At 44.8% G+C, this 18,041-nt stretch carries 17 protein-coding genes; 11 read left to right on the top strand and 6 right to left on the bottom strand.

The genetic code is table 11. The annotated features are described in order from the left end of the window. The first annotated feature begins 38 nt into the window (after positions 1–38). The 6 genes from ACIM339_RS02090 to ACIM339_RS02065 all read left to right on the top strand — a co-directional run bounded on the left by ACIM339_RS02090 (position 39) and on the right by ACIM339_RS02065 (position 5,860). Positions 39–452, top strand: coding sequence for a helix-turn-helix domain-containing protein (locus ACIM339_RS02090; protein ID WP_048103969.1), 414 nt, complete (start codon positions 39–41; stop codon positions 450–452). 2 nt (positions 453–454) lie between these two features. Further along, positions 455–1,954 (top strand): radical SAM/SPASM domain-containing protein, encoded by a 1,500-nt coding sequence (locus ACIM339_RS02085; RefSeq protein WP_015282944.1) that lies wholly within the window; start codon positions 455–457, stop codon positions 1,952–1,954. Between the two features lie 10 nt (positions 1,955–1,964). After that, positions 1,965–3,350 carry a B12-binding domain-containing radical SAM protein gene (locus ACIM339_RS02080; RefSeq protein WP_015282943.1) on the top strand — a complete coding sequence of 462 codons (1,386 nt, stop codon included), beginning with the start codon at positions 1,965–1,967 and terminating at the stop codon, positions 3,348–3,350. A 221-nt stretch (positions 3,351–3,571) separates the two neighbouring features. After that, positions 3,572–4,513, top strand: a complete 942-nt coding sequence (locus ACIM339_RS02075) for a transcription initiation factor IIB (protein ID WP_015282942.1) — start codon at positions 3,572–3,574, stop codon at positions 4,511–4,513. A gap of 5 nt (positions 4,514–4,518) precedes the next feature. Continuing rightward, the gene (locus ACIM339_RS02070) at positions 4,519–5,085 is read left to right on the top strand and encodes a GMP synthase subunit A (RefSeq protein WP_015282941.1); all 567 of its coding nucleotides are present in this window, start codon (positions 4,519–4,521) and stop codon (positions 5,083–5,085) included. A gap of 31 nt (positions 5,086–5,116) precedes the next feature. Next, on the top strand, positions 5,117–5,860 hold the full coding sequence (locus tag ACIM339_RS02065; protein WP_015282940.1) for a CorA family divalent cation transporter: 744 nt from the start codon (positions 5,117–5,119) through the stop codon (positions 5,858–5,860). Here ACIM339_RS02065 and ACIM339_RS02060 read toward each other — a convergent pair. Then, the gene (locus ACIM339_RS02060; RefSeq protein ID WP_015282939.1) at positions 5,852–7,078 is read right to left on the bottom strand and encodes a phosphoglycerate kinase; all 1,227 of its coding nucleotides are present in this window, start codon (positions 7,076–7,078) and stop codon (positions 5,852–5,854) included. The two genes, ACIM339_RS02065 and ACIM339_RS02060, sit on opposite strands and share 9 nt — an antisense overlap. A gap of 77 nt (positions 7,079–7,155) precedes the next feature. Here ACIM339_RS02060 and ACIM339_RS02055 point away from each other — a divergent pair, with 77 nt between their 5' ends. Genes ACIM339_RS02055 through ACIM339_RS02045 form a run of 3 tightly spaced genes read left to right on the top strand, consistent with a single transcriptional unit; the run spans position 7,156 to position 10,255 of the window. Then, a complete protein-coding gene (locus ACIM339_RS02055) occupies positions 7,156–7,968 on the top strand; it encodes a universal stress protein (RefSeq protein ID WP_083872023.1) in 813 nt (270 codons plus the stop codon). After that, entirely contained in the window at positions 7,968–9,239 is a 1,272-nt protein-coding gene (locus ACIM339_RS02050; protein WP_015282937.1) for an SLC13 family permease, read from the top strand. The genes ACIM339_RS02055 and ACIM339_RS02050 overlap by 1 nt, the downstream gene beginning before the upstream one ends. A 35-nt stretch (positions 9,240–9,274) precedes the next feature. Beyond that, positions 9,275–10,255, top strand: a complete 981-nt coding sequence (locus tag ACIM339_RS02045) for an amidohydrolase family protein (protein ID WP_048103707.1) — start codon at positions 9,275–9,277, stop codon at positions 10,253–10,255. Here the strand turns inward: ACIM339_RS02045 and ACIM339_RS02040 are convergent. The 4 genes from ACIM339_RS02040 to ACIM339_RS02025 all read right to left on the bottom strand — a co-directional run bounded on the left by ACIM339_RS02040 (position 10,236) and on the right by ACIM339_RS02025 (position 14,310). Further along, positions 10,236–11,672, bottom strand: coding sequence for a DNA-directed DNA polymerase II small subunit (locus tag ACIM339_RS02040; protein WP_015282935.1), 1,437 nt, complete (start codon positions 11,670–11,672; stop codon positions 10,236–10,238). The genes ACIM339_RS02045 and ACIM339_RS02040 overlap by 20 nt on opposite strands. Positions 11,673–11,777: 105 nt before the next feature. Continuing rightward, positions 11,778–12,617: a kinase sugar kinase superfamily gene (locus ACIM339_RS02035; RefSeq protein WP_015282934.1), complete on the bottom strand. Its 840-nt coding sequence runs from the start codon at positions 12,615–12,617 to the stop codon at positions 11,778–11,780. Continuing rightward, positions 12,614–13,783 (bottom strand): bifunctional phosphopantothenoylcysteine decarboxylase/phosphopantothenate--cysteine ligase CoaBC, encoded by a 1,170-nt coding sequence (gene coaBC, locus ACIM339_RS02030; protein WP_048103968.1) that lies wholly within the window; start codon positions 13,781–13,783, stop codon positions 12,614–12,616. The genes ACIM339_RS02035 and coaBC overlap by 4 nt, the downstream gene beginning before the upstream one ends. 35 nt (positions 13,784–13,818) lie before the next feature. Continuing rightward, on the bottom strand, positions 13,819–14,310 hold the full coding sequence (locus tag ACIM339_RS02025; RefSeq protein WP_015282932.1) for a hypothetical protein: 492 nt from the start codon (positions 14,308–14,310) through the stop codon (positions 13,819–13,821). Positions 14,311–14,391: 81 nt separating this feature from the next. On the opposite strand from ACIM339_RS02025, the gene ACIM339_RS02020 reads away from it, so the two are divergent. After that, on the top strand, positions 14,392–15,723 hold the full coding sequence (locus ACIM339_RS02020) for an MFS transporter (RefSeq protein ID WP_015282931.1): 1,332 nt from the start codon (positions 14,392–14,394) through the stop codon (positions 15,721–15,723). A 3-nt stretch (positions 15,724–15,726) separates the two neighbouring features. Then, positions 15,727–16,569 carry an alpha/beta hydrolase gene (locus ACIM339_RS02015; RefSeq protein WP_015282930.1) on the top strand — a complete coding sequence of 281 codons (843 nt, stop codon included), beginning with the start codon at positions 15,727–15,729 and terminating at the stop codon, positions 16,567–16,569. Here the strand turns inward: ACIM339_RS02015 and lysS are convergent. Then, on the bottom strand, positions 16,566–18,011 hold the full coding sequence (gene lysS / locus ACIM339_RS02010; RefSeq protein ID WP_015282929.1) for a lysine--tRNA ligase: 1,446 nt from the start codon (positions 18,009–18,011) through the stop codon (positions 16,566–16,568). The genes ACIM339_RS02015 and lysS overlap by 4 nt on opposite strands. Between the last annotated feature and the right edge of the window lie 30 nt (positions 18,012–18,041).

Raw genomic sequence — 18,041 nt, 5'->3', positions numbered from 1 at the left:
CGGAAATGTTTATATTTGTTATGATAATTACGATATTTATGAAAGATTTGATGAAAACAAAGGCATATAAAAATCTTCGCAACATTATGCTTCAATGGGGATTCTCAAACACAGAAGCATCCATATATGCACTTCTTGCCCTATCTGAGAAACCGCTTGGAGCTAAGAAGATAGCAGAGATGATAAGCAGAGCATACTCTTCGGTGGTAAATGAACTGAACAAACTCATAAGGGCTGGACTAGTGGAGCGCACCAAAGGCGAACGATGCTACGAATATTCAGCAGTTCTGGACTTGATAGGCATAATAAGGATGGAGAGAAAGAGGCTTATCAGCATGCTTTCGGAGATCAGCAAATGTCTCAAGGAGATCGATGGAAATGTGCATCGTGAGCTTATAAATCATCTGGAGGAGGCGCTTGATTATTTGGGTAGATTGGAAAAGGAGGTGTGAAAATGGAAAAGGATATGAAAAATATGGAAGAGGGAGATATAATTGAGTATCTCCACAGGGTTATGGACAAGAAATTTGTCAGGTTCATACTTAAAGAGATGAGCGAAGTTAAGAAACTTGAAAGGGCCTTTGCCGTATATGCAGGTGTGGAAAAACCCAGTGGTATAAAGGAGAGAATGTATGCCAAGGTCGTTGGCGAGGCTATAGAGAAGGGTGCTGAGAGATTTGGTGCTGAGCCTGAAGCCATAAAAAAAGTTTTAAAGGATCCATATATGCGTAAGGGGTTTGCTGTCATAATAAGAAGTATTGCCGAGTACGGTATAACTAGGCCCCAGAGATTGGTGGCACCTTTTATGGTTGTATGGAATTTCACAAAGCAGTGCAATTTGAAATGCAAGCACTGCTATGCCAATGCCACACCATATCCTGCAAAGGATGAACTCACCCTAGAAGAGAGATTTGCCGTTGTGGATCAGCTTGATGAGGCGGGAGTTGCAGCCATATCCTTCTCGGGTGGGGAACCTCTGGTAAACAGGTATTTCTGGAAGGTTGCTGAATATGCAAAATCAAAGGGATTCTATCTCACAATAGCTACCAACGGCACCCTCATTACGGAAAAGGTTGCTAAAAGACTGAAGGAGGTTGGAATAAGATATGTTGAAATAAGCCTTGATGGTCCAAATGCTGAGATACATGACGAGTTCCGCGGGGTCAAGGGTGCTTTTAATGCAACGATCAGAGGGATAAAAAACGCCAAGGCTGCAGGTTTGGAGGTGGGCATAGCCACCACGGCAACCCATGAAAATATTGATTCCATACCTGAAATTCTTGCTCTTGCTAGGGAATTGAAGGTGGATCGTTTCATAGTGTTTAACTTCATACCCACTGGGCGTGGTAAAAACATAATGAGAGAGGATTTAACTCCTGAAGAAAGGGAAAATCTGATGAACTACCTTTACGAGGAATGGCAGAAGGGAGATATTCAGATATTCTCAACATGTCCCGCCTATTCTAGGATCTCAATTGTTAGAATGGGGGAGCATGGTGGAAAGGTCTCACCCACCCACTTTGCTGAGATGGAACTGCCTGAGGAATTCGGAGGTGCCACCAAAGCCCTAACCGAATTCATAGGAGGATGCGGGGCGGGACGTATTTACTGCTCAATAGAGCACAATGGTGACATCCAGCCTTGTGTGTTTATCCCTGTTAAGGTTGGAAATGTTCTGAAGGACGGTTTTGTTAATGTATGGAAAAATAGCCCAATATTCAATGCTCTTAGGGATCGAGATGCCACGGATTACGCATGTCATGAGTGTCCATTCAGATATGTGTGTGGTGGATGCAGGGCTAGGGCATACGCATACTATGGAGATTTGAAGGCTGTGGATCCCGGCTGTATCTTGGTTAGGGACGAATGGGATAAACTTGCCCAAAAGTATGAGTTGAAGGTGGATAATCTAAAAATGGAGTATAAAGAGAGAACCATGGAACTGGCAAAGTGAGGCGAAGTTTATGAGGATCCTTCTGATCTCACCGCCAACTATCAGTGCAATCAAGGCCATCGTTGGTACCACAGGTCCCCCACTTGGACTGGCGTACTTGGCTTCAATGGTGCGCTATGAGCATGATGTCAAAATAGTTGATTCTCTGGCCGAGGATTACAGCTACGATGATGTGAAAAGGATTTTGAAGAATTATGATCCAGATGTGGTAGGGATAACTGCCACAACTTCCATGATTCCAGATGCCTACATTGCTGCAAAGATGGCGAAGGAGTACAATGAAAATGTTAAGGTTGTTATGGGTGGCCCCCATGTGACCTTTGTGCCTGAAAGAACAATTAAAGAGTGTCCCTGCATAGATTACATTGTGCGTGGTGAGGGAGAGATCACATTCAAAGAACTTGTTGATGCCCTTTCAAAGGAAAGGGATGTCTCCAATATAACTGGGTTGAGTTTGAATTTGAATGGGAAAATAAAAAACAATCTTCCCAGACCGCTGATAAAGGATGTTGATACTATACCAATTCCATCCTATGATCTCCTTCCCATGGACAAATACCAAGCTGATGGTGTGAGATTTGGCACCGTTATGACAAGCAGAGGTTGTCCATTCAACTGTGCATTCTGCTCTTCGTCCTTGCAGTTTGGGAAGAGGTGGCGTGGTCATAGTGATACTAGGGTTATAGAAGAACTAAGAATTTTGAGAGATGATTACGGAATAAGGGAAATAGAGTTTCTGGATGACACTTTCACTCTGAACAGACCTAGGGCCATAAGAATAAGCAGGAGAATAGTTGAAGAGGGTATTGATATATCATGGACAGCTTCCTCTAGAGTTGATTTATTCACAGATGAAGTCGCTGAGTCACTTAAACGTGGGGGCTGCCATACGGTGTATTTCGGTATAGAGTCTGGATCTCAGCGCACGCTTGACTTCATAGGAAAGAGAATAACTCCAGAGCAGTCCATATCAGCTGTTAAAAAAGCCAAGAAACACAAGCTTCATGCCCTGGGTGCCTTCATAATAGGATTTCCCTATGAAACCAAAGAGGATGTGAAAAAAACCATAAAATTCTCAAAAAAGGTCGGTGTGGACTATGCCCAATTCACTGTTGCAACACCATATCCTGGCACAAAGCTGTGGAACCTTGGGCTGGCTAACAAATGGATACTCACCTTCAACTGGCGCAAGTACACAACCCTTGATCCGATCATGAAACTGAAACACTTTACCACAGAACAGATAAGTAGAATGCTTCAGTGGGCTTACATATCCTTTTATCTCAGACCTGTCTATCTGCTTAAGGACATAATTCTGCAAAAAGGCTTCATCTTCAAGAGGGCAATACCGAATGCCATAAAAGTGGCAAGACAGGGATTACTTTCAGGATCTTAGTGTTCGTGGCTGTGGATCATATGAGTTTTTCAGTTAGAGAGGGAAAAATATTCGTATCTATATTGCAGAATATATTGTGGCTAAGAGAGAAGATGAGGGATTCAACTACAAGTCTTCATTTGTGTGAATTAGGTAAGTGTTGAAAATGTGAAAAGAGATAAAAATTTCTTTCGAAAGTTTTATATAGGACGCTCGCTACGCATAAGGCACAGAGTATTTATATGGGTGATATGATGGCAAGGAGACCTAAGGAGGAATATATAAAACAATGTCCAGAGTGCGGTTCCACCCATTTGATATGGGATTATGAGCGTGGTGAACTTGTTTGTGGTGACTGTGGGGCTGTTATTGAGGATTCCTTTATTGACCAGGGCCCTGAATGGAGGGCTTTTGATGCAGAGCAGGATGAGAAAAGAGCCAGAACGGGTGCTCCACTTACATTTTTATCCCATGACAAGGGTTTGGCCACGGAGATATCTTGGAGCAACAAGGATTCTTATGGAAAGCGCATACCTCACAAAAACAGGGCCCAAATTTACAGGGTTCGAAAGTGGCACCAGAGAATACGCGTGAGCAATGCAGCCGAGAGGAATCTATCTGTGGCATTGCAGGAATTGAATAATGTATCAAGCAAAATGGGCCTCCCCAAGGACGTGCGCGAGACGGCAGCCATAATATACCGCAAGGCCGTTGAAAAGAATCTCATTAGGGGAAGGAGTATAGAGAGTATAGTGGCAGCTAGTATATATGCGGCCTGTCGGAAGGTGGGTATGCCTCGCACCCTTGATGAGGTGGCCAAGGCCAGCGAGCTCAACAAAAAGAAAATTGGCAGAGCGTACAGGCACCTCACTAAGGAGTTGAATTTGAATCTCAAGCCCACAACGGCGAATTCTTACATCACGCAATTCTGCAGTAAATTGCGTTTGGATAAGAACGTAGTAAACAAGGCTGAGGAGATAGTGCAGAAGGCCACGGATGTTGGTATAACTTCAGGAAAGGGACCCACGGGAGTGGCGGCAGCAGCCATCTACATAGCGGCCAATATGCTCAACGAGCCCAGGACACAGAAGGAAATTGCAGAAGTTGCTGGTGTAACTGAAGTGACCATAAGGAATCGCTACAAAGAGATTTCAACTGCCTTACATATGGAAATTTCAAAGTGAGTCTTATGAGGGTATACGTCATTGACAACGGTGGTCAGTGGACCCATAGGGAATGGAGAGTGCTGAAGTATATGGATGTTGATGCGGTAATAGTCCCAAACACAACATCTTTAGAGGAATTGCAGGACGCAGATGCGCTGGTCCTTTCCGGGGGTGCTCCGAGCATAGCCTATGAAAAACAAAAACTTGGAAATCAGGGCCTCTATCTCGATCACCTTGACGTTCCAATTCTTGGAATATGTGTGGGTGCTCAGCTAATAGCGGAACATTTTGGAGGGAAAAGTTCAACAGCTAAGTATCCTGAATACGGTAAGACGGAAATCATAGTGGACGAGCCAGATGATCTGTTTCAGAACATCCCTCAGAGTTTCATTGCATGGGAGAGTCATAACGACGAAATAAAGGAACTGGGTCCATACCTTGTGGGGCTTGCCCATTCAAAGAACTGCAAGTATCAAGCCATAAAGCATAGAACGAAACCCATATACGGGGTGCAGTTTCATCCAGAGGTCCAGCATACCCAGTACGGAGAGGAGATCTTCAAAAATTTCCTAAATCTCATTAGGAGATAAAGTTAAATACATCTAAAACCTTCTTTTTTTGATGAGGATAGACATTGTGGAGGAGCGGGTTCAACAGAGACCAAAGTTCAGGGAAGATGCCGGCAAATATGTTCTTGTTCTGAGACTTCATGGATTTGAAAATGAATACATGCCACATATTGTGTATTTAAGCTGGGAAAATGGTGGAGATCGGTTAATTTTGAAGACCAGTAGGGATACCCTTGAGGAAATAAAAGGTTATCTTGTGAAGAGGGACTCTCCTATGGACGTGGTGTGGAGTCTGATACAGTATGAATACAGGACCATGGAGCGTCTGGAAAACAAGGTTGAAGCGTTGCAGAACAAATCCCTGCATGAGTATTCATCATCCACGCTCCAGGAGATTTTAAAGGTGAAGAAAACCCTTTTTGCCATTCATAAAGATTACATTCGTATGAGAAATGTACTTGAGTGGGCTGTCGAAAATGGAAATGAAGATGCATCACAGATTTTGAGGGACGTGAATGAACTCATAGATGGCATAGAATACCTGGTTGACGGTGCCACTGTGGCCATACAACTTATGCAGAACACTGTGACCATGAAGATGAATGATGTTATGAAGATTCTCACCATAATAGCCACCATAATGATGCCCCTCACCCTGATCACTGGGATTTATGGAATGAATTTCAGAAATATGCCGGAGATCCAATGGGAGTATGGCTATTTTTATTCCCTCGTCTTGATGTTTCTCGTTGCAATTTTCATGCTTTATTATTTTAAAAAGAGGGGATTACTTTGATTTGAATTTTGAGTAGGACTCCTTCAGGGCCTCTATGACAGGCATCCTTTCCCCGGATAGGAAACTTATGAGTGAGCCGCCCCCAGTGCTCACGTGGTCAAAGTAATTTTTCAGTCCGTATTTTTCCAGGGCTGCAATGGTGTGTCCTCCCCCAGCAACCTTGAATCCCTTACTTTCCGCCACACCCCTCATTACCATGACTGTGCCCACAAAGAACTCGGATAATTCGAATACCCCCATGGGACCGTTGAGCACTGTTCCTTTCGCCTCCCTTATTATGCTCTCGTACTCTGTGGCGGTGTCCAGTCCTATGTCAAATATGGGGTACTCACTGGGAAGCATGCTTATGGGCATGCCCTTTCTCTTTCCGTTTTTGTTCACAACAACATCCACGGGAATTTTTATCTTTTCCGGAAATCTATCAAGAAGGTTCTTTGCCAGATCTATCAATTCTCCGTAATTTTCATACTCTCTCTTTATGAAATCCCATGTTCCCGGACCGACATCCACCCCGCTGGCAATGAGGAACACGGATGCCACGACACCACCCGTGAGAACAAAGTCCACTATATCCTTTTCAAGAAAATTCTTTGCAACCTTTATTGAGTCGTCCACTTTTGCGCCTCCAAGTACCGCAATCTTCGGATGCTCTTTCAATTCAATGAATTTGCTCAGCATCTTTATCTCTCTATCCATCAGACGTCCAGCGATCATGGGCATCTTGGAGGTAAAGCCGATCAAACTTGTTTGGGCCCTATGGGCAGCTGCAAACGCATCGTTTATGAAATAATCCGCCACGGATGATAGTTCTTTTACTATGTGGGTATGTTCAAATCCCCTTTTCAGACAGTACTCTTCAGAGTAAAATCTCGTGTTTTGAAGGAGAAGGTAATCTCCGTTTTTCATATTTTCAATCTCTCTCACGGCGTAATCTCCGAACAGATCTGGTACAAATTTTACCCTTCTGTTCAATATTTTTGTGAACACTTCTGCATGTGCCTTCAGGGGGGTAAAATCCATTTTTCCAGGCCTGCTCTGATGGGCCAGAATTACTACCTTCGCATCCTTGAGTTCTGCCAGTGTCTGTCTGTGTGCCTCAAACCTTGAATAATCCAGAATTGTGCTTGTGGCTGGGTCCATGGGAGAGTTCACATCAACCCTCACGAGAACAACCTTGCCCCTGAAGTTGAAGTCATCCATGGTGAAGTAATCCTTCATGATGGGTAATTGGCCTGGGTATTTATTATTTTTTGGAGGGCTTAAAGATAAATAATGGGATGCAGATAACTTCCCTGATGATTAAGAAAATTCTCATCCCTACGGATGGTTACGGGCTTGAGGACCACGTGATAAGGTATGTGGCCAGGGCATTTCCATTTGCGGATTTCCATGTGATAAGTGTTGTGAACACCTATGAGAGGGGCGTGCAGATGACAGACATCCTTTACAGGGAGATGAAGGATAGCGCCAGAAAGGCTATCCAGCATGCGGAAGCCCTTCTGGAAGAGGAAGGTATACATCTCATACACACCCATATTCTTGAGGGGCTGCCTTCAAGGGAGATTGTGAAATACTCAAAAATCCATGATTTGGATATAATAGCCATGCGCGTTTACTGCAGAAAATCCACCGCCTCTGCACACAGAATGGGGTCAACAATAAGGAATGTGCTTAGAATAAGCACAATTCCCGTTCTGACTCTCGCGGAAGAATGTCAGAGATACGAGATAAAAAACATCCTTCTTCTCACCGATGGCACGGGCATTTCAAAAAGGGCTGAGAACTACGCAATCCTGCTTGCATCCTCTTACAAGGCAAGGCTTGAAGCCCTCTACATAAAGGAGGAGGATGAAGATGCATCAAAAAAATTGGATAGTGTGATGTGGAGGGCAAAGTATCTTGATGTGAATGTGAAGCGCTCCATTGAGAGTTTCAGGGACATGCTCATGAAGCATTTTGCCAACAACGATCTTGTTGTGATGGGAATAGGTCGCAGACGAATTTTACACAGGCACATCGGGCACATGGCTCAGATTGTGGCCACACACTCCCCAATTCCAGTGATTTTTGTCAGTGCTCTGAAAAAGAGGTGGTTTAAACGGGCATAGTGCAGATTGTTGCACTGTTGATTTTCATATTTAGTTACATTTTAATATTCAGCGGTAAGGTTGACAGGACAGTTGCCGCACTTTTTGGAGTGTTCCTGATGCTAACGGCAGGATACACACTCCATTTTATGAATTTTGAGAAGGCTCTTGAATATGTGGACTGGGGGGTGATCCTCCTCCTGTTTGGAATGATGACCTATGTGGGGCAACTGGCCAATACTGGATTCTTCAAGTACGTTGGGATAAAAGCCATACAGCTATCCCGTGGTAAGGTATGGCTTGTTTTTCTCTATTTAACCCTCATAACCACCTTTGTTTCAATGGTGATAGATAATGTGACCACAATTCTTCTTATGATTCCTCTCACAGTTGAGGTCGCCGAATTGCTCGAAATCAACCCCGTTCCAATAATACTTGGAGAGGCCATATTCTCAAATGTTGGGGGTGTGGCCACGATGATAGGAGATCCTCCGAACATCTTAATAGCCTCCGCGTCCAAATACTCCTTCAACGCTTTTTTTGTACATCTCTTTCCCCCTATCCTGTGTGCTCTCCTTCTGTCCCTTATAATTTCCCGATATCTTTACGCTAAATGGATAAACACGAAGGCTCAACACATAGAAGCCCTTATGAAACTCGATTCTGAAAGCTACATTAAGGATCCGAGAACAATGAAATATCTTCTCATACTTCTGGGCTTCATGATCCTATTTTTTGGTCTTCAGGATTACATACTGGTATCTCCAGCCTTGGTTGCCATGGTTGGTGGCACCATGTCCCTTCTAATCACCATGGAAGATCCTAAGAAGGCCTTTGAATCTGTTGAATGGCCAACACTCATATTTTTCATATCTCTATTTATGCTTGTGGGTGGGTTGAGTGAAACCGGGTTACTTTCAGAAATGGCCGATGCTCTATCTTCCATCTCCAGCAATCACCTCATTGCATCCATAATCATTCTTTGGGTTTCCGGATTGACATCCTCTGTGGTGGATAACATTCCAATCACAGCAGCTCTTATACCCGTGGTTGGAAATATGGCGGAGACGTACCATACAGGGCTTCTGTGGTGGGCCCTTGCTATGGGGGTCGGGCTGGGTGGAAACATAACGCCCATAGGCTCATCTGCGGGTGTGGTTTCCGTATCGCTGTCGAAGAGGTACGGGCATCCCGTTTCCGATAGAGAATGGTTCAGGTTTGGAACTGTTGTGGGTTTGGTGACAATGCTTGTGGGGACTTTATTTTTATTCATTTTGCAATATATGGGTTAGTGAAAAACTTTTTAATCACGAGGCGATTTAGAACTGTGAAAATTTACGGAAATATTCTTTGGCAGGGAAGGTTTGAGAAGGGAACGCTGGTGATCAAGGAAGGATACGTTGAGGATTTTAGAAGGGAGAGGGATTACGATATTCGTGGCACTGTTATACCAACCTTCATAAACATGCACACTCATATTGGAGATTTCTGCGCCCAGGATGAGCCCCGGGGAGGTATTGCGGAAATTGTTGGCCCTGGGGGATATAAGTACAGGGTTCTGAGGAGCAGAAGGAAGGTGTATTGGGGTATGAGGAGGGCGATGAGATACATGCAGATGGAGGGCATATCCCATTTTGTGGATTTTCGTGAGGGTGGAGATAAGGGTGTTGAACTCCTTTTGAAGGCATCCCGTGGATTTAAAATAAAGCCAATAATATTTGCTAGGAATATCAATCCCGAATCTCTGGGTGTAGGACTTAGCAGCATAAGCGATTATGATAGGGATTTTATAATCAAAATGGTCAGGTATGCAAGAAAAGAGGGTAAATTATTCGCAATACATGTCTCCGAGAGGGTAAGGGAGGACATAGATTTCGTTCTCTCCCTTAATCCAAGTTTCATCGTGCACATGCTTGAGGCCACTGATGAAGATTTGCGGAAGGTAGGAAAAAGGGGAGTGCCTGTTGTTATTACTCCCAGATCAAATCTTTTCTTTGGCAAAATTCCAAATATACCAAGGCTCTTGAAATACGGAATAACCCTTGCATTGGGCACAGATAATGGTATGTTCTCTCTGCCCTCAATGTTCAGGGAAATGGAAATTGCATACAAATTATCTATGATTTACGGCCATGTGTCCCCCGAGGAAATATTGAAGATGGCGACTGAAAATCCCAGGAAGATTCTAGGGATGGTGGATAATCAGATTGGGGGAAAGGCAAGATTCATAGTTTTCAGAAGGTTGATAACTCCCTACGAATTGGTGAACAAATCCTCTCCAGCGGATATCAAAAGGATAGTATTTTGACCTCATCTGTGTGGAAATTGATCAGGGTGGCCTTTCCCGGCACGGGGTTGAAGTTCATCATCTTCTGGTACTTTGTCTGTGCCTGCCAGCAGGATGCGTTTATCATATGCACTCCCTTGTAATTGCTGTACGTGAAGGCATGCACATGCCCAGTTATGAAAACATCGGGTACAAGGTCTATTGCCATGAAATCCCTTGGAAGTGGGGCAATAGGTACTTTGCCTCCGTAACTTGGGCCAAGGTGCCGCATCTCCAATATATGGCTCATTATTGGTGCAATATTTTCATAACTGGCTCCCGGTATGAGTTCCACAAGGTCATTTATGGTTGCCCCGTGATAAATCAGAAAAGTGTATCCATGGAGTGAGAAGACAGATGGGTTGCTTAGAAACTCGGCATTTCCATTGAAAAGAGACTGGATATCGTGTGGAAGCGGTGGCTGCGGCTCGGTGTTTCTTACAAGATCATGGTTTCCAGGGATCATAATGACCTTGATGTAATCAGGCAAATCTGCAAGGTAATTTGCGAGGGCCTCATATTGCTTGTAGATATCAATTATTTCAAGTTCCTCCTCCTGATTCGGATATATGCCTATTCCGTCCACCAGGTCTCCCCCTATTATTAGGTATTTTACAGTCTCCGCCCCATCTCTTCCGCTTTTCAGCCAGGCGATGAATTTTTCCCAGTTCTTGCGCAGAAACATTTTGCTCCCTATGTGTACGTCTGATATTATGACAGCCCCTATGGGGTCCTCAATTCTTCTGTTCTTCTGGGGTTTTCTAACTCCTGGCCTGACTATTTCCTTTACATACACGAAATTTCCATCCTCACGGTAGGTTCCCACCACGCCAATAACTTCATCGTTTAGTAGAAAATTCTCCCCCTGGTATATGCATTTCACCTTTCCGGTGGGATCTTCAAGGTAAAAACTCAGAGAGCCCCTTGATGTTGTTCTCAAATCGTCAACGAGCCCTATTATTCTTACCTCACCCCCACTTATATTTGCTATGTCCGTAGCCCCACGCATAAGAAAATTTCTTCGGACATATTTGGATAACCTCTTGTACCTATCCAGGAACAGGCTGCGGAAATCGTCCACCTTTCCCGAACTCTGAGTGTATCCGGGATCTATTAAAATTTTAAAATCCCAGTCATGCTCGTAGGCTTCGGGCCTCGTGAAAGGACCCTTTTCTGCAGGGCTTCTCTCTTTTTGCTCCTCTGTTTTTATCTCATCTACAATTTCCACTCTTGAGGGAGATATGGAGGAAAGGCTCACAAAGGCAGAATTGCCGTATTTTGATAGGAATGAGGGTAGATAATCAACTCCACCATTCTCTATTATGTACTCAACAACTTCCGGCTCAACAAGAATCTCATGTTTGAGCAGTTCCTCAACAATAACCTTCCTTAAATCCATTGGTTCACCCTAATCTGAGAATGAAGATAAATTTTTTCTTTTTGCAACGGTGGATAAATAAAGATGCATAAAAACGTGTGGATGCACACAGGATTGTAAAATTTGTCAACGAGGAGATTGTGGAGAACTGAGAATTCCCGCCCTATTCCCCAAGTTTACGATGTATGTAGGATATTCCTCAATTAAATCTCTCCCGCACTCTCCAAATATCACAGCCGAATTACCGATCATGGCTATGGCAGCATTCTCACACTTCTGCAGGAGGTTCTTTCCCTCCTCGTTTATGAGACCCGTGTTCAGGGCAAATTCTCTTGCAATTTTTATGGCATTTTTTAGTGAAGGGGCCCTTAAGAATTTCTCCATGGCCAGATGCCCCTCCTTTTTTATTTTTCTTCTTGAGTCCTTATCTCCTATCACCCTTCTGGTCTCTATGGCCTCGTCAAGGATAACTATGCTCATAGGAGTATTAGGGAAGAAAATTCTATCCACAACGCCGTAGGGCTGAATACCCTCCCTTGTGCGTACGGTGAAACCTCCCTCGTATTGGGATGCCACATCCCCCAGCCCACTTCTTCTCTCAATCTCTATTCTGTGGGCCACCTGGGCTGCGTGCATATATGTTCCGTTATTAATTCTCTCCAAGGCCAGCGCTGTGCTAAGTGCTGCAGCCGCACTCATACCGAATCCCTGGGACACGGGTAATTCAGTGAAACTCTCTATCTTTCCTGAAAATCCATAAATTTTTGCAATATCTTCCTGTATTGAGTGTTTAATTTTCTTCCTGTTCAGATAAATTTCCAGTTTATCCCCTGCACTCACCTCGGTGACCATACCCTCTGAAATGCATACACCCACACCTCTTGAACCTCTCCTGAGGGGATCAATTTTTTCGTCCCTAATCTCGAAAAAAAGTGTGATGCTTCCCGGGGAAAATGCCCTTATCATATGGATTCCGCCATCAGTTCCACTATCCTATTGGCGAGTCTCTCCTTTGGGCCCTCAAATTCTTCCATCTCCTCGTCGCTGAAGATCACAATTGCCTTTGTTCTATCCTCCTTAACGTCTTCCAATAGATTTGCGATGATCATATCCAGGGAATATTCCTTCATTCTCCGCCTTGCCCTTTTTATGAGTTCTTCACGGCTTATTCCACTTTCTGCCTTGAAACCTACAAGGAAACCTTCAAATCTTTTTCTGAGTTCTCTTAAGAACTTTGGATTTTCCTCAAAATAAACTCTGCTGAATTCTTCAAGGCTTTTTATCTTTCCCTCTCTCCTTTCGGGTTTGAAGTCTGGTAGGGCGGCTGGAACCACTATGGCATCGTAGTTCATCATCTCCTCAATCCTGTTCATAAGGTCTGAAACCGTTCCAAATCTCCTGAACTTCAGGTAGGACGGTACTTGGGCTGAATGGAGGCCAAGAAGAAGAGTAACATCCGCTCCGTAATAGTACGCATATCTGGCTATTTCAATACCCATCCTCCCGGTGGCCAGATTAGTTATTATCCTGAAGTTGTCAAACTTTTCGTAACCAGCACCTCCAATCACCATAATTCTCTTTCCCCGGAGTTCATTGTGGAGGGAGTGAATAACCTCTGCGACTATCCTGTCCACATCTGGCATTTTGGCCTTATCCTCCTCAAATTTTGGCTCTATGAAGGTTACATACTTTCGTAGTCTCTCCATATTGGCCTGTAAAATTGGATTTTCGTACATGCTCTGGGACATTGATGGAACGAATATTGTGTTTCCCTTCAAATTTGCAAGCAGAAGCGTGCTTACGGCGTCATCCGATATACCACAGGATGTCTTGGAAATTATGTCTGCCGTGGCCGGAGCCACGAGAATTGCATCAAAATTGTAAAGATGCTCGTCCAATCCTGAGAGTTCTGTGATGGGATGATGCCCTGTGGAGAAGAGCAAAGCATCCTCTCCAACGAATTTGAGGGCGTTTCTGGTCATGTAGGGGTACACATCAGCCCCGTGCCTAATGAGTTCTCTTGCAAGTTTTACGGTCTCAACGGCGGCAATGCTACCTGTTATGCAGAGTGCGATTTTTTTATTTGACAGGAGATCGCTTTTCTCACCCCTGATCCTCTCCCAGGGTTGCATGGGTGTGAATGTCATTCTCAATATAAAATGTTGGCTCATTTTTCCATGTTTTCAATATTCCGTCTCAGCAGAGTCATGACTCTCTCCGGATTTGAGGTTGAAAATACGAACTCCCTGTATCTTGAGTCCCTCAGGGTTATCACTACCCGAGGCTTGTTTTCCACTATGTACGCTACCACAGGCATACCGTTTATTCTTGCGTATCTTATGCCCCATCCCCCGTACCTCATTCCGTGTCGGTCATCCTCCCGGCAATCCTCTATATATCTCCATTCAAAGATCTTTTTGAAGATTCCAAAGGATACAATGAGGTACTCTGGCAGAATTCTTATGCTCATAACCGAAAAATTAGCCCCTATGAATCCTATTATTGCAAGAACAACGAGGGTCAATATTATTGAACCCAGCAGGTGTTGAGTGAATGAGTAATACATAAGGTACAGGAAAAAGGCACCTATTATGAGGAACATAACCGCGTTGAGTTTGGATACCAGTTTCTCCTCATACACTATGGATTCCGCTGCCATATCTCTCTTAATTTACACAACCTAATTAAAATTTCCCAAATAATAACAAAATATTTAAGCACAAAGGAAATTATCTCTACAATGACTCCTAAGAAAAGAGGTGTATCATTTAAAGTGATTTTGGCTATTGCCTTCGTTGGATTCAGTATGAGCACCGGTTGGGCAATAAACAAGGCGCTATCCTTCAAACTTTTGCAGAGTTATACCACGGATCCTTTTGTTATAGGTTCCATACTGGCATTGCAGGGATTGATGGGAATAGTTGTACCAATCCTTATGGGATATTACAGCGATACCTACCGCTCCGGCAGGGGAAGGAGAACAACGTTCATTTTGTGGGGTGCCATAGCCTCCACGCTCTCGATTTTCGCTGTGTACTTCTCATTCATCGCATCATCCCCACTCATTCTGTTCTCCCTCCTTCTTGCCGTGTTCTACTTCTTCATGTACTTCTTTGTGGCCCAGTACCGTTCCCTTATGCCCGATGTTGTTCCGAGTGGCCAGCGCGGTAAGTCAAGTGGTGTGATAACTTTCTTTGAGTGGGGCGGAAATCTGCTCCTCTTTGGACTGGTTGCAATCATATCCTCACTTGCCCTCAGCAAGATTCCCAATGCAGATACCAGCATTGATGCTATGATAATGGCCCATTACCTCTGGATTCCCTTCGCCATAGTTGGCTTTTTCTTGGTAGTATCTGGATTGATCGTATACTTCCGCGTTAAGGAACCTGCTTACCCGGAGGAGGCTCCGGAGGAGAGCCTTGGAGAGTATTTAAGGGCCATACTTGCCGACAGGGACTTTGTGAAGTTCTACTCAGCCCAGATTCTGTGGTGGCTCAGTTTTGAGTTCATTGCGGTATTTCTATATGGAATTCTTGAATCAATTCTCCACACCCAGAAGGTTCTCACTCTGGGAGCGGCAATAATGGCCCTTTTCAACATAACGGTTCTTGTGGGTGCCCTTATTGGAGGACCACTTTACGACAGGATAGGAAGGAGAAAGTCCATAGTGATTGGCGGGCTTGTGTTTCTTTTACCCTTCATCTGGGGCTGGTTTGTCACCACCAGTATGGAGATAACTGAGGCCATAGGCATCGCTGGAATCGGCTGGGGTATGCTCATGGCAACATCATGGCCCGTGATTGGTGACCTTCTCAACAGGTACGAAAAGGAGTTCTTCAACGGTAGATACTATGGATTCTTTGAGGCCACCAAGTCATTTCCCATACTTATAGCAGGTGTGGTTGGTGGCGCCATAGTGCACCTCGCAGGAGGAAATTACAAGGTTCTGTTCCCTGTGGGGGCCCTATTTGTCATAATAGCCCTTCCGCTAATATGGGCTATGAAGCATCTGGACAGGGAAAAGAGCGAACCATCAATGGAAGATGCCATAGAGGCCACCGAGGAGTTGTGAGAAATGATATGGCTCATAATCTCAATTTTAATTTTTATTGTTTTTATTTTCCTGCTTTTCTCTGCCTTTGTTGGATACAAATTGGTCACTCCTGCCAGGTTCAGGGACTCTTGGACACCCAAGGACTTTGGCGCGGTGTACGAGGACGTTGAACTTAGAACTTCAGATGGGCTAAAACTGAAAGGATGGTTCATAAAGGGAGGTGAAAGATGCGTGGTCCTCCTTCACGGTTACAGCGTCAGCAGGTGGGACAAGGTATACATGAGGCCCATGATGGAAGAGTTGTGGAAGAGTGGATATTCTGTGCTCACCTTTGACTTTCGCGCCCATGGGGAAAGCCAGGGAAAGCACACCACCATAGGGGACAGAGAGTTCGAAGATGTGGTCACCGCCGTAAATTATGCAAGGGAGAGATGCAGCCACGTTTATGTTGTGGGATACTCCATGGGGGGATTTTTGGCTCTCAAGGCTGCCACATTGGATCAGGTGGAGAAGGTTGTGGCGGATAGTCCCTACATCTACACGGATAAAACAGGTGCTAGGGGACTCAAGTACTTTGCCAATCTGCCCGAATCTTTGTATGCCTTTGTAAAGCCCTTCGCCATTCTCATATCTGGAGCGAATTTCAAAAACACTAATCCATTTCTGTTTGTGAAGGATCTCAGGGCGAAGGTACTCATAGTGGCTGGGAAAAAAGATCCTCTGGTTAGGGTTGAGGAGATAAAGGAGTTTGTGGAGCAGTCCGGGAAAAATATTGAACTATGGGTAACCGATGCTGCCCACGTCAGGAGCATTCAGCTTGACAGGGAAGGTTATGTGAGGAGAGTACTGGAATTTCTCTCTTAGTCCTTTTTCGGAGCCAGTATGGGGAAGAGTATGACCTCCTTTATGCTCGTGTTTCCTGTAAGTATCATGGCGAGACGGTCTATGCCTATTCCCACGCCACCCATTGGCGGCATGCCCCAGCGAAGAGCCTCTATGAAATCCTCATCGTATTGATGTGCCTCCTCATCTCCAAGGGTGCGGCGCTCAACCTCATCCCGGAAGAAATGCTCCTGCAGCTGTGGATCGTTGAGCTCAGTGTACCCATTTGCAAGTTCCACCCCACCAATGTAGAGTTCAAATCTTTCAATCAGGTTTTTGTTTCCACGGTGCAGCTTGCACAGAGGGGTGGTTTCCTTGGGGTGATCTATGACGAAAACAGGCTCAATGAGATCTTCCTCGCACACCCTCTCAAACAACTTGCCCAGGGCGAGACCGCGGTTGTACTGAGGCATCTTTATTTTGTATTTTTCAAGCAATGCCTTTATATCCTCATCGCTCGTATTCTCATCTATTCCCCTCCTTGCAAGCATATCAAGCATCCTCTCCCGACGGAAGGGCTTTGTCAGGTCTATTTCGTGCCCCCCAAAATTGATCTTATCCACGCTCATATGCCTTGCAACGTGCTTTATCATCCCTTCGGTGAGATCCATCATATCGTTGTAGTCCACATAGGCCTGGTATATTTCAATCATCGTGAACTCAGGGTTATGGGTTGTATCAATGTCCTCATTGCGAAAATCCTTTCCTATCTCAAATACCCTGTTGTACCCTCCAACTATCAGGCGCTTAAGATACAACTCGTCTGAGATGCGAAGGTAGTAATCCCTGTCTATGGCATTCACATGGGTCTTGAATGGCTTTGCATTGGCCCCTCCGTAAACGGGTTGCAGGATGGGCGTCTCCATCTCCAGAAATCCCCTGTCCCAGAGGAACCTGCGAATCTCCTTCACAATCTCGCTCCTCTTTCTGAATGTCTCAAAGGCCTGCCTGTTGAACATAAGGTCCAGATACCTCTGCCTGTACCTCTTCTCCACATCCCCTATGCCGAACCACTCATGGGGCAAATCGTAGAGGGCCTTGGCTGCAATTCTTATCTCCTTTGCCAGAATGCTCAACTCGCCCCTCTTTGTTCTCATAACCTCTCCCCTGATCCAGAGAAAATCGCCTCGATCAACATATCTCTTCAGGAATATGTACTGCTCCTCTCCCAGAACATCCTGACGGAAGAAGCCCTGGATCTTCTCCCCATTGTCACGCAGATCTCCAAAGGCGAGTTTGCCATGAAATCTCAGGGCGTACAATCTTCCCTCAACGGCCACTTCCTTGCCCATGAATTTATCGGAGTCTCTTACGATCTCTTCAATGTAATTGGTTATGGGCGTGCTCTGAGGATAGGGCTCCACGCCCATACTCCTCAATTTCTCCACGATTTGTAGGCGCTTGATGTAATCCTTTCTCTCCATGCTTGGGGATATGGTAAGGGTGATAAATAA

It is taken from the genome of Aciduliprofundum sp. MAR08-339 (assembly GCF_000327505.1).
GTDB lineage: Archaea > Thermoplasmatota > Thermoplasmata > Thermoplasmatales > Aciduliprofundaceae > Aciduliprofundum.
This window is presented reverse-complemented; position numbering and strand designations above follow the sequence as displayed.

Coding starts and splice junctions, on each gene's coding strand:
- ACIM339_RS02090 (WP_048103969.1), top strand. CDS start 39: ATGAAAGATTTGATGAAAACAAAGGCATATAAAAATCTTCGCAACATT.
- ACIM339_RS02085 (WP_015282944.1), top strand. CDS start 455: ATGGAAAAGGATATGAAAAATATGGAAGAGGGAGATATAATTGAGTAT.
- ACIM339_RS02080 (WP_015282943.1), top strand. CDS start 1,965: ATGAGGATCCTTCTGATCTCACCGCCAACTATCAGTGCAATCAAGGCC.
- ACIM339_RS02075 (WP_015282942.1), top strand. CDS start 3,572: ATGGGTGATATGATGGCAAGGAGACCTAAGGAGGAATATATAAAACAA.
- ACIM339_RS02070 (WP_015282941.1), top strand. CDS start 4,519: ATGAGGGTATACGTCATTGACAACGGTGGTCAGTGGACCCATAGGGAA.
- ACIM339_RS02065 (WP_015282940.1), top strand. CDS start 5,117: ATGAGGATAGACATTGTGGAGGAGCGGGTTCAACAGAGACCAAAGTTC.
- ACIM339_RS02060 (WP_015282939.1), bottom strand. CDS start 7,078: ATGAAGGATTACTTCACCATGGATGACTTCAACTTCAGGGGCAAGGTT.
- ACIM339_RS02055 (WP_083872023.1), top strand. CDS start 7,156: ATGATTAAGAAAATTCTCATCCCTACGGATGGTTACGGGCTTGAGGAC.
- ACIM339_RS02040 (WP_015282935.1), bottom strand. CDS start 11,672: ATGGATTTAAGGAAGGTTATTGTTGAGGAACTGCTCAAACATGAGATT.
- ACIM339_RS02035 (WP_015282934.1), bottom strand. CDS start 12,617: ATGATAAGGGCATTTTCCCCGGGAAGCATCACACTTTTTTTCGAGATT.
- coaBC (WP_048103968.1), bottom strand. CDS start 13,783: ATGCAACCCTGGGAGAGGATCAGGGGTGAGAAAAGCGATCTCCTGTCA.
- ACIM339_RS02025 (WP_015282932.1), bottom strand. CDS start 14,310: ATGGCAGCGGAATCCATAGTGTATGAGGAGAAACTGGTATCCAAACTC.
- ACIM339_RS02020 (WP_015282931.1), top strand. CDS start 14,392: ATGACTCCTAAGAAAAGAGGTGTATCATTTAAAGTGATTTTGGCTATT.
- ACIM339_RS02015 (WP_015282930.1), top strand. CDS start 15,727: ATGATATGGCTCATAATCTCAATTTTAATTTTTATTGTTTTTATTTTC.
- lysS (WP_015282929.1), bottom strand. CDS start 18,011: ATGGAGAGAAAGGATTACATCAAGCGCCTACAAATCGTGGAGAAATTG.